The sequence below is a fragment of the Streptococcus nakanonensis genome (genome assembly GCF_059738785.1).
Genome location: NZ_AP027139.1, coordinates 830,385 through 844,818, shown reverse-complemented (window position 1 = coordinate 844,818; position 14,434 = coordinate 830,385). Strand labels below are relative to the sequence as shown.

Genomic DNA, 14,434 nt, shown 5'->3' with positions numbered 1-14,434 from the left:
AAACTAAAATGAATACTCCTTGCTTTTCTTGAGGGTGAACAAGTACAATAAAATGATTGTAGCGGTTGCCACAAGATACTGACTAATAGACATCGTATTTGAAGCCACAAATACAGGTAAAGAATAAAAAGGAAGAAGTTCAATTACTTTGATAAACAAATCATTACTAGTATTCATCATAATTGTATTTAATATATTAGGGATAAAGAGTAGTAAAGCTACTAAAATACCAAATACCAAGCCACTTTTCAATTTGTATAAATAGAAAATGTAAGATAATAGAAAATAAAATAGGACTAACAAAATTGTATTGACTACAATGGCTACTATAAAATCTAATCCTAAAGCACCTGGAACACCCAATTTACTTACGATGACTAGTAACACAATACCATTCAAAGCATAGATAATGGAAACTGAGATGGCATATAGAAAATTGGACAAGACGTAAATCATCCGATTTTTCTGTTGATTATAAAATAAACTGATCGTATTGTGGGAAAAATCCCTGCTAATAATTCGGTTAGCATGTATAACAGCCATTAACATACCGAGCATAGCATAAAAATTTGAAATATGCTTAATACCAAGTGATGTCCCTTGAGTATTTAGAATAAAGAATGTAACCAGTATAGGCGGTATAAACGAGATAACCAATCCTAGATATATTACGCCTGATGAATATAAATCTCTTATATTTTCCTTAAGAAAATTCAATTTATTTAATTTCATGATTATAACCTTCCTTTATTTTGAACGATTTAGATAAATATCTTTAAGCGTCTCTTTTTTAGTTTCAAAATCAACTACTTTAATAGAGTTTTCGTTAAAAAATTTAAAAAGCTCACTACTTTGAATATTCCCAGACATAGTAATTCTCAATCCCTCTTCCTGAACAATATCCCCAAATTCTTGTTTGGTAATGAAAATGTCTCTATCTGTAGCTGATGAAAAAGCTATCTCAAACAAGCAATTATGACTATCTTTTCCTACTTTTTGAAATGTCAAAAGCCCGTTCTCCAAGAAAAGAACCCTCTCACAAATTTCTTCAATATCTTCTAATTTATGACTCGATATTAAAATTCCCACATTTTCATGTAAAGCTAAATTTTTTAGAACCGCTAAAACTATTTGTGATGATTCAATATCTAAACCATTAGTCGGTTCATCTAAAATCAATATATCAGGTTCCGTAACGAGAGTTAGAAGTAAAGCTAATTTTTGTTTTGTACCCAAAGAATAGGTCTTTACTTTTTTATTAATAGACTGAGTCAAATCTAACTCTTGGATCAAACTTCTAAATCTTTCTTGATTGTAGTCAACACCATATAAATTTGACAAATATTTTAAATTCTCTAAACCTGTTTTAGATAAAAATAATTTTGGTTCTTCGATTAAATAGCCAACATTATCACTGCTTATAATATTCCCTGAAGTCGGTTGATTATTCTGAACAAGAATTTTCATCAACGTACTCTTACCAACTCCATTTCTCCCTACTAGACCAACAATTTCACCCTTGTTAAGTGCAAAATTTATATCTTTGAGAATGATTGAATGACCATAATGCTTACTTACATTTATAACTTCCATTTTTTATTCCTCCATTAATATTCTTAGTTTTCTCTTTGATTCTCATTAATTTTAAAAAGTTGCGCCTCTTTTTAACAACATTATATCATATATCTAACTTAATGCAATATATAAATGTCATTTTGTGAAATTTTATTAACAAAAAACTCTCTACCATAAAAAAATAGAGAGTGTTACGTTTAAATATAGGATTTCAAAATATCGACGGCATCGCTTCTTTGTTTAATTTGATAGGCTTTGATACCTAAGCTCCGACTTTATCACTTAAAAATAAAAAAGGACAGCTAATCCCTTGCACATCAAGGGATTTCGCCATTCTTTAATCTCGTTTAAGTGTTGTATATGGAGCTTTGCATAATTTTTTAAAACTAAACAACTACATTAAGCTCGAACTGTGACACTAGTTCCATCTTCTTTGTAGAGATTGATGAGTCCTTCTTTTAATGCACGAACCATGTCTCCTGCTTGAACAGGTTGAGGCACCTTAATAGTCAATAGTTCCATTGGATTTGGAGCACGGTCGATTTTATTGCCTTTGGCATCGTGAAGATCCTCAATATAGGTTTCAAAATGACGGAAACCTGGTCCATAAAACTCAACTTGATCGCCTTCGTTGATGACATTCCGTTGACGAATGGTTGCCGTTTGAGTCGCATCATCATAAGAAACCACTTCAGCGACAAACTTATACTCAGGAATTTTACGACGCGCACCAAACAACTGCTCATTTTCAGATGGTGTACCATAGTAGAAACCTGTTGCTAATTCACGTTGGGCAACCTTCCACATCTCGTCCACCAAGTCTTGTTTGATAGATTCAAACTTTTCAGGACTTTCAAGATAGGCATCCACAGCCGCCTTGTAGCAGTTGGTTACTGTTGATACGTAGTGAATAGACTTCATACGCCCTTCAATCTTAAGACTGTCCACACCATTTTCAATCATATCTGGGATATGGTCAATCATAGACATGTCAACGGCTGACATTGAAAATTCTTCTGGAATTTCACCTTTCAAGCTCTTGCGTTCTTGACCAAATGGCATATCGTAAAGGTCGTATTTCCAACGGCAAGATTGAGAGCAACCACCACGGTTAGCATCACGCATACTCATGTGGTTTGAAAGAGTACAACGACCAGAGTAAGAAATACACATGGCTCCGTGAACAAAGGCTTCAATCTCAACATCTGTACGTTTGCGGATTTCAGCTAATTCTTCCATCGAAACCTCACGCGCCAAAACGACACGAGTCAAGCCCAGTTCTTTCCAGAACTCAAGGGTTTCATAGTTAGTGGCACTGGCTTGAGTAGAGAGGTGGATTTCAAGACCTGGTGCTTCAGTCGCTGCAATCATAATCAAGGCTGGGTCAGATACGATAACTGCTGCAATCCCGATATCACGCAGTTTACGGAACCACTCACCAGCACCAGCTTCATTTCCTTCGTGCATAACCATATTGGCAGCAACATAGACCTTGGCACCGTACTTGGCCGCAAACTGGACTCCTTCCTCCATCTGTTCAAAGGTAAAGTTTCCTGCACGGCTACGGAGACCATAGGCCTGACCACCGATAAAGACAGCATCTGCCCCATACTGAACAGCTACTTTTAGCTTCTCTAAAGTCCCTGCAGGTGATAAAACCTCAGGACGTTTTAATGTTTTTGTCATGATTTCTCCTATTTGCAATATAAAAGTTTGACGTTTTTCCTTCTCATTTTATAGTAAATAAGCGATAAAATCAAGCCTAGACAGATTGTTTTGACAATTCTAATCTTTTAAGGCTTACAAACTAACTGTTAATTTGTTGAAAATTAACCTAGTCTTAGCAAGTCGTCAAAAATCCATATATAGTAAAAAACCAGTACCCAAAGATACTGGCTCATTAAACTACATAAATTAGTCCTTAGATGACTATTCCCATTCTATTGTTTTCTAAATTGATAAGGTTTGATATAGTTTAAAATTAAGGATTTATACTAGTTATTTTTATAAGAATTTATTAGAATTAATTTCTATTGTTTACAGAGTTGAAATTAATGTGTAACAAAAACACAACATTTTTTGTATAATAGTATTAGTAATAAAAAGGTGGTGATATAGTAAGATTAGCTGTTAGACTAGCAATAGAAACACGAAATAGTATCGATGCTCTAAAAAAAGAAATAAAAGCAACTGGAGAATTTGATAATCTTCATCTTACTAATGGGTTTGTCGTAAATCAAGCTTATTTAGATTCTAAAAAAATTACTGCTGAACAAAACTGGGATAAAGTATTAAAATTTGGGTCTCAAGTTGAAGAACGAAGTGCCCCAAAAACTCGAACTGATTTACAAGTAAATCAAACTACTATTGATGATATTGCTGAGTTAAAAAAGATTTTACCTCTATATACAGAAACAAATTATGTAACCACTTCTTTTGTTATCAGAATGATAGTGAGGGGTTCTCTTTTAGTGCGTCACGGAAAAATTTAGGCTTCAAGCCTATTTTTTTTATTTCAATTTTATGTGTCGACAAAACACGACACTTATTTTATAACAGTGGCGTGAAATAATTACAACACTGAAATTATATAAAGAAGGTTCAACAATGCTTAGATCAATTTTTAATGCAGAATACATTTATTTGACTATTTTTTGTAGTGTTAAATATTTTATGCGTTTAACTTTACATTTTAGGAATAGGAGAAGTTTATAATCAGTTTCTGAAGAAAAAAGTATAAAAAATGCTATAATAGAATACATATAGTAGGGGAGGAGAATTACAATTGTTACCTAAAAAAATTATCACACCTAAAGTACCACCTATTAAAATCCAAGGAATAAAAACTAAATTAGTTCCATTTATTGCTGAATCAATAAAGTGGGATGGTAAAGGAACATACTTTGAACCATTTATGGGATCTGGTGTAGTAGGTTTTAATTTAGAACCACAGAAGGCTATTTTTAGTGACACCAATCCCTATATCATTCAATTTTACAAAGATATTCAATCAAAGAAGATTACTGCTCAAACAGTTAGAACTTTTTTAGAAAATGAAGCAACTAAATTATCTAGTACTCCGGCTGATAAGACATCTTATTACTATGAAGTTAGAGATAGATTTAATAAAGAACATAGCTCTTTAGATTTTTTATTTTTACAACGTTCCAATTTTAATGGAATGATACGTTTTAATAATAAAGGTAATTATAATGTTCCTTTTGGACGAAAACCAGAGAGATTTCAAAAAGCATTGATTACAAAAATTGTAAATCAAGTTTCATGGATTGAAAAAATAATGAAGGGTAAAGATTGGGAATTTATCTGTATTCCTTTCACTAAAGCATTTGAGATGATGGGAGAAAATGACTTTGTTTATTTAGACCCTCCGTACATTGATCGATATGATGGATATTATGATTCTTGGAGTGAAGAATACGCGACATTACTCGCAGAACTTACTCAAAAAGGAAAAGCAGGATACGCCTTTAGTATGTGGTACGAAAATCAGTATAGAAAAAATACCCACATGGAAAAATGGACGGATGGAAAGTTGTTAACTACTGAACATTTTTATCACTTAGGAGCAAAGGAATCTAATCGAAATAAAATGATAGAAGCCCTAGTAATAAGTGAATCTAATTCAAACCTAAATGAAGTGCATCCTGAACAAGAGCAAATTAGCCTTTTTGAAATATAAAAAATAGAGCGAACTGCTCTATTTTTTATCAAATGTTTCATCGTACTGAGATAGATAATCTGAATATAATTGTTTTAATTCTAGCGATTTAGGTTCATCTGTTTTAGAAAGCCAATCAAAATATCCTTCAAGATTATTATATAAAGATTGTTTTACCTTTTGGGTATCAGTATATCTTGGGTAATGTTTCCAATAATCTTTAAACACATCATCTCCTAAAACGGAGAAAGGGCCTGCACCATAAACAAAAGGCTTAATGGATGTTGAAGTAATTGTTCCAATATTATCGGTATTTCCACTACCTTTCTTATCACCACATATTCTATACTTTTCTTGAACAAACATTTCTATATTTTTATATGCAGGAATTATAGAATCTAATTTCTCAAAATTAACTTTTCCAGTAGTTGGTTTCGTCTCTCGAGTATAGACAACACCTAAAATATAATGACCGTCATAATCAGAGTAATGACCTACAATATTCTTTGTTCCATTTCTCATAAAACTTGTAAAACTACCTCCAGTAAAGCCAAATTTCGTATTTTCGCTTCTTCTGTAAGTAGTTTTTATATCGATGGCAATTTTTCGCCCATCTTGCTTTTTAAAATAAAAATCAGGGTATACAGTTTGTTTTTCAGATTCATGTAAAGTATAGCCCAATTCATTGGCTGAACGTTGCAATGCTTCAAAAGCTATAACTTCAAACAATCTACCTATAATCTTTGAATCACTCCCAAACGTGTAGATTTCCTTCTTTTTGTTTATAAAACCAACGAGTTCCCATTCATTTTCATTTTTTGGTAAATACTTAGCAATAGTATCAATTATTTTATCTGTATAAGGTGTCATTTACTCAGCTCCTTTGTTTGCGAATTGTTTGCGATTATTTAATTAAAGGCTCTGAAACATTGATTTCAAAGCCTTTTTATTGTAATTTTTCTTACTCCCACTCAACAGTTGCAGGTGGTTTACTTGTAATATCGTAGACGATACGGTTAACGTGATCTACTTCATTTACGATACGAACAGAGATTTTTTGAAGGACATCCCAAGGAATTTTGGCAAAGTCAGCAGTCATACCATCGATAGAAGTGATAGCACGGATTGCAATTGTGTAGTCATACGTACGACCGTCACCCATAACACCAACTGAACGAACGCCTGTGTTGACAGTGAAATATTGCCAAATATCGCGGTCAAGACCAGCTTTAGCAATTTCCTCACGCAGGATAGCGTCTGACTCACGAACTGTTTCCAGTTTCTCTTCAGTGATTTCTCCCATGACACGGATAGCAAGTCCTGGTCCTGGGAATGGTTGGCGCCATACGATATGTTCTGGCATACCAAGCTCTGTACCTAGGGCACGAACTTCGTCCTTATAAAGAGTGTTGAGTGGTTCGATGAGTTCAAACTGCATGTCTTCTGGAAGACCACCCACGTTGTGGTGTGACTTAATAGTTTGAGCTGTATCTGTACCAGACTCGATAACGTCTGTATATAAGGTACCTTGAGCAAGGAATTTCACATCTTTGAGCTTGCTTGCTTCGTCATCGAATACATAGACAAACTCGTTACCGATGATTTTACGTTTTTGCTCAGGGTCAGAAACACCTGCAAGTTTGTCAAGGAAACGTTTTGCAGCGTCTGCTTTGACGATATTTAAACCAAACTTACCACCAAGCATGTCCATAACTTGGTCTGCTTCCCCTTTACGAAGAAGACCGTGGTCTACAAAGATACAGATCAATTGATCGCCAATAGCCTTTTGGAGAAGAACCCCAACGACAGATGAGTCAACACCACCTGATAGACCAAGAAGAACACGTTTATCACCGACGGTCTCACGGATTTTTTGGATCTGCATGTCAATGAAGTTATCCATTGTCCAGTCGCCTTTAGCCTTACAAATGTTAAGGGCAAAGTTACGAAGGATATCATTCCCGTATACAGAATGGCGAACTTCTGGGTGGAATTGGATACCGTAAATGTGTTTATCTGGGTTTTCAATGGCTGCATAAGGGCAGTCAGCTGATGTTCCAGTACGAACAAAGTCAGCAGGAATCTCAGTAACCGCATCACCATGGCTCATCAAAACAGTCTGTTCATCAGGTGTTGATTCAAAAAGCGCTGATGGTGTGTGAGTTAGGGTTGATTGACCGTATTCACGATTCCCAGCATCACCTGCAGGAACAACTTTTCCTCCAAGTTTATGGGTCAATAACTGCATACCGTAACAAATTCCCAAAATAGGAATTCCGAGTTCGAAGATTTCTGGGTCAATATCGAATGAACCATCTTCGTATACAGAATTTGGACCACCTGAAAGGATGATTCCTACAGGGTTGATTTCACGAACTTCAGCAGCTGAAATTTTATGGCTTTTTAGTTCTGAAAAAACACCAATCTCACGGATACGGCGTGAAATCAGCTGGTTGTATTGGCTACCATAGTCCAATACGATGATTTTTTCTACATCTTGCAAATCAGTTGAAATGTTGCTCATCTTTTTCCTTTCTCAAAAGAAATATCTTTTTTCAATATTCTATCACAAATACTAGTGAATTACCAACTAAACAAGGCGAAGTTTGACTTTTTCTAGTTTATTAGGGTACAATAGAGAAAAGATAGAAATGAAGTGAAAAATATGCTACCTGCTTATATGAAAATCCACGATCAGATTAAAAAGGATATTGACGAGCACCGTTGGGCTATTGGAGAAAGACTCCCTAGTGAACGAGATTTAGCAGAGCAGTTTGCGGTTAGTCGCATGACCCTCCGCCAAGCCGTATCTCTATTGGTCGAAGAAGGCGTTTTAGAGCGTCGTGTAGGAAGCGGCACCTTTGTATCCAGTACACGTGTACAAGAAAAAATGCGAGGGACAACCAGTTTTACTGAAATTGTTAAGTCACAAGGTAAAGTACCCTCTAGCCAACTCATTTCCTACAGAAAAACCATTCCCAATGAACAGGAAGTTGCCAAGCTAGGAATTTCTCCTACCGAAAATATTATCCGAATGGAGCGGGTTCGCTATGCCGACCAAGTTCCTCTGGTTTATGAGGTTGCTTCTATTCCTGAGAAATTCATTAAGGACTTTAAAAAAGAAGAAATCACCAGTCATTTCTTCCAAACCTTGCAAAAACATGGCTACCGTATTGGTAAATCACAGCAGACCATCTATGCTCGTCTTGCTAAAGAAAAGATTGCCCACTATTTAGAAGTTGAAAAAGGACATGCTATTCTTGGTTTGACTCAGGTTTCCTACCTAGAAGATGGTACTGCTTTTGAATACGTAAAAAGTCAATATGTAGGTGAACGATTTGAATTTTATCTTGAAAACAATTAATACTCTTCGAAAATCAAATTCAAACCGCGTCAACGTCGCCTTGCCGTACTCAAGTACAGCCTGCGGCTAGTTTCCTAGTTTGCTCTTTGATTTTCATTGAGTATAAAATACTACATAAAACCTCTCTGTCACGGACAAAGAGTCTTTTTATTTCTCTAAGAGTAAATCTTTCAACGAAATCAAAGTTACTGCAATTAAAATCATTGCCATACCAAGAAAATCAATGGGATAAAATTGTTCATTCATTATTAAGAAGGCAAAGAAAACCGCTGAGATTGGCTCAATCGAAGCCAACAAGCTTGACTTAACTGGTCCTATCAGACTGGCTCCTTTAAGGAAAGCTGTATAGGCAAAGACAGTCCCGATAAGGATAATACCTGCAAAAGCAAGGAGAAAATCAAGACTTGTTGGGATAGTAGTCTGTAGAACTCCTGTAAAAGGAAGGGCAACCAAACCTGCTATGACCATTCCCACACCAATGATCAAACTACTCCCCCACTTCTTAATCAAGGCTATGGGCAAAATGATATAAAGGGCGTAAGTCAGAGCAGAAAATAGACCCCAGAACAGGCCAGAAGGTGTCATAGATAACTGGTCCAACTGCCCATGAGTGGCGATCAGGAAGGTTCCTCCGATGGCTAATATGATGGAAACTATCTCTCCCAGCGTCGGCGCCACCTTATCCTTGATACAGCTATAAATCAAAATCCCGACAGGACAAACATACTGAAGCACCGTCGCAGTTCCTGCATTGGTTTCCTGAATAGCAGTTAGATAGGCAAATTGATTGAGGAAGAGGCAAATTAGAGCAAAAATGAGAAGAGACAGCAAACTCTTCTTATCCGTTAAAAAGGCCAGCATTTTATCCTTTGCAGTAGCATAAGCCAAGAGCACGAGAATCCCACCAGCGATTAAAAGGCGCAAGTTAGTCAAAACCAGAGCCGAAATTCCGTGTGCCATCAGGTATTGGCCACTCGTTCCTGACAAGCCCCAAGCAATCCCAGCCACAACTGTTAATAAAGTCCCTTTTAAACTGTTTGACATGTCTCTCCTTACTCTTCTTTACGAATCAAGTCCATCACTTGATTACGGTCTACAATCCATTGAGCCCTCTCATCCTTTTCATAGGTACGATTCGATAGGAAAATGGCCGCTTCTTGCTTCTGACGATTCCACATGATAAAGGTACCTGTATAGCCCGTATGGTCTAGCCAATCTCCCTCCAAATTCCATGCTAAAGAACGTTTCTTGTCATCCAAAGGAGAAAAATTTTGACTCAAATCTCTTGCAAAATCATCTGCTAAATAGTGTTCTAAAAAGATTTGTAAATCCTTTACAGTCGAAAATAAACCAGCACTACCAGCATGTATGCCCAAGAGACGAGCCTTGGGATCATGTACCAGACCTGCCTCTACACCTCTGACGGTTGGAACAGCAAGCTCAACAGGTCCAAACTTGGTTTCCGTCATTCTCCAAAGATTCCAGACTTGTTCTTGTAAAATCACATCCAAGTCTTGATTAAAGATTCTTTCCAAAATAAAACCCAACAGCAAAAAATGGACATCCGAATAAAGAAAGGCTGGCTGACTTCGTCTATTGAGATGAAACATCGCTTCCTTTAATTCTGAGGCTGTTAAAAGGTCTCGATTGGGAATAAAAGGATCAAGATCTGTAGCGTGGGTTAAGAGCTGGCGAATAGTGATGTCTGGATAATCACTCTCAGCTAAAAAATCTGTTACCGGTCTGTCAATATCTAATTTGCCTTTTTCCCACAAAAAAGTAAAAACTGTGCCAACGCCAACAACCTTGCTGACACTAGCTAGGTCATAAACTAGTCCTGCCTCAGTCTGTAAACCATGCTCTAGGTCACTCTGGCCTAAATAGAACTCCGTCCATTGATGGTCCTTAAAATACGCAAAAGAGGCTCCGGGATAAATCCCTGCCTCGATTTGGTCTTCTATTTTTTTAATAATCTTGGTCCACTTCATACTTCTTCAAACCACAATTCAACATTATTTCTATCTTTTCCAAGGAAGAATTTTTCAGACTTAGGAATAAAATATTCAGTAGACTCAAACTTCTGGCGCAGACTTGCTATGTCTAATTCATTGACCAAGAACTTGAGCATAGATAAGTCCCAAGTAACGGCATTATCCACAGTCAAATCTTGACCCTGAGCTGGGATAAAATCAAGGGTTTCCCCAATTTCAGATAGTTCCAAGAAACTATCTACATCCGTTGGGAGGTGTAATTCCATGGAAATCTCAAATTTACTTAAAGAAATTGATTCCAAATCTGTTTGAAATTCAGGATTTTCTTCTACTTCTACTAGACTTGCTCTATCATCTTCCGCATGAATCAAAATCAAATCATCTTCTGGTGAAAAAATTTCAAAAGCGTAGCCATTTTGACCTTTATATAATTGATGAATCGAATCTGTTTTAGATAAGAGTCCTTCGATTTCCAAGGGATTTTCCACCTTGACAATCAATCTAGCTAGTTTTTTTCTTCCCTCTACCTTACGAGTGCGCATACTTGGAGCTTCTTCTAAAACAAGTTTTTCAAGGCCTGTTTGATCACCTAGTGACAGAAAGGCTGACTCTTCTAACAAAGCCTTCATACCAAGGGTTTCAATATAAAATGTTTCATTTAATTTTCTATTATTAACTTTTAAAGTAGGAATAATCCGTACAATCTGATTTACATTCATAAATTCCTCCGTCACTTTTTATTTTAAAGGATTTTAGAATTTTTTACAAGATATTATGCTCAAATTTAACATTATTTCGCTATTTAGTAAAGATAGTCTTTCAAGGTTTTTGTCAAAACCTGATAACCAGCAACACTGAGGTGCAATCCATCAGTAGTATAGTCTTTTTTGAGTTGGCTTTCTTGGTCTGTCAAACTATCAAAAACTGGCAAAAATTCCACCTGCATATAGGCAGAAGAAAGTTCTTTATAGACTTGATTCCATTTCTGAATTTTTTCATTCGTACGGATATAGACTGTCTGCTGGTACTCCTCTCCCTCATTGACTGGCAAAATGGAAAGCAATTTTATCTCTGTCAATGGATAATCGCGAGCAATAGACTGTATGATAGCTTCGAGATTATTGAGAGTCTCATTCACAGGCACATCTTTTCCGACATCATTTGTCCCAATCAAAAGGACAATTTTATCTACTGCCCCACCGTACAGATGCGCATCTAGATTCTCTAATAACAGTCCTGTCTGATAGCCACGAATTCCTCGATTGACAATTGTCTTCGAAGTCCCGAATAGTTCCTGCAGAGGATAATATTCGACAATGGAATCACCAATAAAAAGAATGTCTGGCTCTACAACAGAAACCTGATTTAAGTGACGATACTTGTTTTGGATTTTTTCTTGTTCCTTTAGTAACCAATTTTCTAATAACTGTACTGCCACTTCATTCTCCTTTTTCTAACCAGTTTTCCAAGACTTGATAAACTCCTCCTTGGCTGTTGGCTGGCGCTAGAGCCGTCGCAACAGCTTTGGCTTTGTCATCAGCATTTTCCATCGCATAGGCAATTCCAGCCATTTCAAGCATTTCAACATCATTTTCACTGTCACCAAAAGCCATGATTTGTTGGGAGGTCAAGTCCCAGCGCTTGAGTAATTCTTCTAAGCCCCATGCTTTATGAATCCCAGCTTGAAGGATATCGATGCAACCATAGCCACTCGATACAGCCCGAACACGGCCATCAAAGAGGTCATTGATTTCTTCCAAGACCGAACTCAAACGTTCCTCACCAACAACCATACTCATCTTGAGCACACCACCAAAGAGGTCAGAGGTTAATTCATCCACAAACTGCATCCGTTGGTAGAATTTTTCAATCATTTCTGGAGTCATAAAACTTTCAAGATCTGTAAAAATCGTACCTTCTTTGACGAAACCACCCTTCATACCCGTTACAACAAACTGATCCTGACACGCTCGACCCTTGAAATGAGCCAAAGCCTTATCGACAATGGCATCATCCCAAGTCTGAGCCTGAATCAATTCATTGTTTTCAAAAATACGAGCACCATTGGCAACAACCAGAACCACTCGATCGACCAAGTGCTCCAGTAGTTGCCTCATGCGGTGAATTTCATTCCCCGTCGCGATGACAAAACGAATACCCCTTTGATCCAACTGATCTAAAATCTTTTCCAAGCGTGGAATATCAAGCTGTCCTCTGGCATCCAGCAAGGTTCCATCCATATCTGTCGCAATTACCTTAATCGTCATTTACTTCCCTCTGTATTCAAACTAATCCCACTTCAATCCTACATGTTCGTTCATTTCTTTATAGGCTGTATCAATTCGTTCCTTAGTCGCTTCATCTAATTGATCACGATGACTGCCACCCTCTATGAAATCTTCCAATATATAGGTTTGATAATGATATAGGGGATATCCTTCTGGTGAAAAAGTTCCCTTTGGTGTTCGATTGACCCAAGTAGGATGAGCTTTAGCTGTTCCGATAGTTGTTTTTCCATCCTTCTTCTTAATGGTCACGTCCATGAGAACGCCACGTTCAGTCCACTTAGCATTCTCTTCATCTCCCATAGATTCAATCCGTTGATTGGAAATGAAGTTCCCCATTGAATAGATAATGAGTTTCTTCTCCTCATCTTTTTCAACAATTTCAGATGGCTCAACTACATGTGGGTGCCCTCCAAAGATAACATCTGCTCCCCAATCGATCATCTTGTGATAAAGAGCCTTTTGTTCTTCAGTTGGTTCCAAGCGATACTCCACACCCATCTGAGGCATGATAATGGTGATATCTGCTTCCTTCTCTGCCCGTTCAATTTCAGCCTTCATCTTATCTTCGTTTAAATCTGAAAGATAACGATTATAGTCTTCCTGAGAAATATACTGCTCAATTCCATTGAAACCATAGGAATAGGCTAACAGTGCAACCTTGATACCATTCACTTCCTTAATGACCAGCGGAGCCTGATCACGTGGTTCATGCGTATAAACTCCGATTGGAGTGATTCCAGCTTTCTCAATAATATCGGTCGTTGAAATAACTCCCTCAATTTGCGAATCCAAAATATGATTATGAGCTAAATCCAGCACATGATAACCTGCATCCTTAATGGCATCCATAACTTCAGCAGGAGCATTAAAGAGAGGATAACCCGCTAAATAATGATCCTTATTGATGGTTCCTTCAAAATCACCAATAGCTAAATCTGCTTGCTTGAGCCAAGGTGTCACATACTCAAAATTCTCATGAAAGTCATAGGTACCGTCTTCTTTTTTAGCTGAAAAGAAAAGTCCATCGTGGTAGAGCAAATCTCCGTTGGCCATAATTCTAGCAGATTTTTCCTCTTCCTGCTCCTGAGACTTTTGCTTGGTCCCCTCTTGAGAAATAGTATCTCGTTTTTGACTGGTCAGAGGCATGCCTTGGAAACTTTCAAACAATAAGACCAAGCCCATTGATAAAGCAACTGCTAGCAAGAGTACCGCCACAAATCCTTTATTGCTCCACCTGCGATAACTCCTAAAAAAGTTTACCAAGCCCTTCATAAAACGAAAAGCTAAACCACCCTGATTTCTATCTTGTCTTCTTTGCATCTTCATTCTCCCTACTTTCTTATGCAAGCCTTTTCTTTTTATTATATCACAGATAAGTAATTCTTTCACAATTGATACTCTTCGAAAATCTCTTCAAACCACGTCAGCGTCGCCTTACCGTATATATGTTACTGACTTCGTCAGTTCTATCTGCAACCTCAAAACAGTTTTTTGAGCAACCTGCGGCTAGCTTCCTAGTTTGCTCTTTGATTTTCAT

13 protein-coding genes are annotated in these 14,434 nt (G+C 37.1%); 2 read left to right on the top strand and 11 right to left on the bottom strand.

Annotated features, from left to right (window positions below):
* Nucleotides 1-3 precede the first annotated feature (3 nt).
* From AC6I9F_RS04195 to AC6I9F_RS04185, 3 genes are all read right to left on the bottom strand, one after another.
* A complete protein-coding gene (locus tag AC6I9F_RS04195) occupies nucleotides 4-732 on the bottom strand; it encodes a hypothetical protein (protein WP_164226872.1) in 729 nt (242 codons plus the stop codon).
* A gap of 15 nt (nucleotides 733-747) precedes the next feature.
* Nucleotides 748-1,593: an ABC transporter ATP-binding protein gene (locus tag AC6I9F_RS04190; protein WP_164226873.1), complete on the bottom strand. Its 846-nt coding sequence runs from the start codon at nucleotides 1,591-1,593 to the stop codon at nucleotides 748-750.
* 381 nt (nucleotides 1,594-1,974) lie between these two features.
* The gene (locus AC6I9F_RS04185; RefSeq protein WP_000169104.1) at nucleotides 1,975-3,261 is read right to left on the bottom strand and encodes a peptidase U32 family protein; all 1,287 of its coding nucleotides are present in this window, start codon (nucleotides 3,259-3,261) and stop codon (nucleotides 1,975-1,977) included.
* A 1,099-nt stretch (nucleotides 3,262-4,360) separates the two neighbouring features.
* Between AC6I9F_RS04185 and AC6I9F_RS04180 the strand changes: the two genes are divergently transcribed.
* Nucleotides 4,361-5,275, top strand: coding sequence for a DNA adenine methylase (locus AC6I9F_RS04180; RefSeq protein WP_050242102.1), 915 nt, complete (start codon nucleotides 4,361-4,363; stop codon nucleotides 5,273-5,275).
* Between the two features lie 18 nt (nucleotides 5,276-5,293).
* On the opposite strand, the gene AC6I9F_RS04175 is transcribed toward AC6I9F_RS04180, so the two are convergent.
* Together AC6I9F_RS04175 and guaA are read right to left on the bottom strand one after the other, a co-directional pair.
* Nucleotides 5,294-6,124, bottom strand: coding sequence for a type II restriction endonuclease (locus tag AC6I9F_RS04175; RefSeq protein WP_112444157.1), 831 nt, complete (start codon nucleotides 6,122-6,124; stop codon nucleotides 5,294-5,296).
* A gap of 91 nt (nucleotides 6,125-6,215) precedes the next feature.
* Nucleotides 6,216-7,778 carry a glutamine-hydrolyzing GMP synthase gene (gene guaA / locus AC6I9F_RS04170; RefSeq protein ID WP_112444159.1) on the bottom strand — a complete coding sequence of 521 codons (1,563 nt, stop codon included), beginning with the start codon at nucleotides 7,776-7,778 and terminating at the stop codon, nucleotides 6,216-6,218.
* A 141-nt stretch (nucleotides 7,779-7,919) separates the two neighbouring features.
* Between guaA and AC6I9F_RS04165 the strand changes: the two genes are divergently transcribed.
* Nucleotides 7,920-8,618, top strand: coding sequence for a GntR family transcriptional regulator (locus tag AC6I9F_RS04165; RefSeq protein WP_000936191.1), 699 nt, complete (start codon nucleotides 7,920-7,922; stop codon nucleotides 8,616-8,618).
* A gap of 147 nt (nucleotides 8,619-8,765) precedes the next feature.
* On the opposite strand, the gene AC6I9F_RS04160 is transcribed toward AC6I9F_RS04165, so the two are convergent.
* The 6 genes from AC6I9F_RS04160 to AC6I9F_RS04135 form a co-directional block, all read right to left on the bottom strand.
* Nucleotides 8,766-9,662 carry a DMT family transporter gene (locus tag AC6I9F_RS04160; RefSeq protein ID WP_112444161.1) on the bottom strand — a complete coding sequence of 299 codons (897 nt, stop codon included), beginning with the start codon at nucleotides 9,660-9,662 and terminating at the stop codon, nucleotides 8,766-8,768.
* An 8-nt stretch (nucleotides 9,663-9,670) separates the two neighbouring features.
* Nucleotides 9,671-10,606: a serine hydrolase domain-containing protein gene (locus tag AC6I9F_RS04155; RefSeq protein WP_112444163.1), complete on the bottom strand. Its 936-nt coding sequence runs from the start codon at nucleotides 10,604-10,606 to the stop codon at nucleotides 9,671-9,673.
* Nucleotides 10,603-11,328, bottom strand: coding sequence for a CppA family protein (locus AC6I9F_RS04150; protein ID WP_112444165.1), 726 nt, complete (start codon nucleotides 11,326-11,328; stop codon nucleotides 10,603-10,605). Before AC6I9F_RS04150 ends, AC6I9F_RS04155 begins: the two co-directional genes overlap by 4 nt.
* Nucleotides 11,329-11,411: 83 nt before the next feature.
* A complete protein-coding gene (locus AC6I9F_RS04145; RefSeq protein ID WP_112444167.1) occupies nucleotides 11,412-12,047 on the bottom strand; it encodes an SGNH/GDSL hydrolase family protein in 636 nt (211 codons plus the stop codon).
* 1 nt (nucleotide 12,048) lies between these two features.
* On the bottom strand, nucleotides 12,049-12,876 hold the full coding sequence (locus AC6I9F_RS04140) for an HAD family hydrolase (protein WP_112444169.1): 828 nt from the start codon (nucleotides 12,874-12,876) through the stop codon (nucleotides 12,049-12,051).
* Nucleotides 12,877-12,897: 21 nt separating this feature from the next.
* Nucleotides 12,898-14,217 (bottom strand): CapA family protein, encoded by a 1,320-nt coding sequence (locus AC6I9F_RS04135; protein WP_498022964.1) that lies wholly within the window; start codon nucleotides 14,215-14,217, stop codon nucleotides 12,898-12,900.
* Nucleotides 14,218-14,434: the final 217 nt, after the last annotated feature.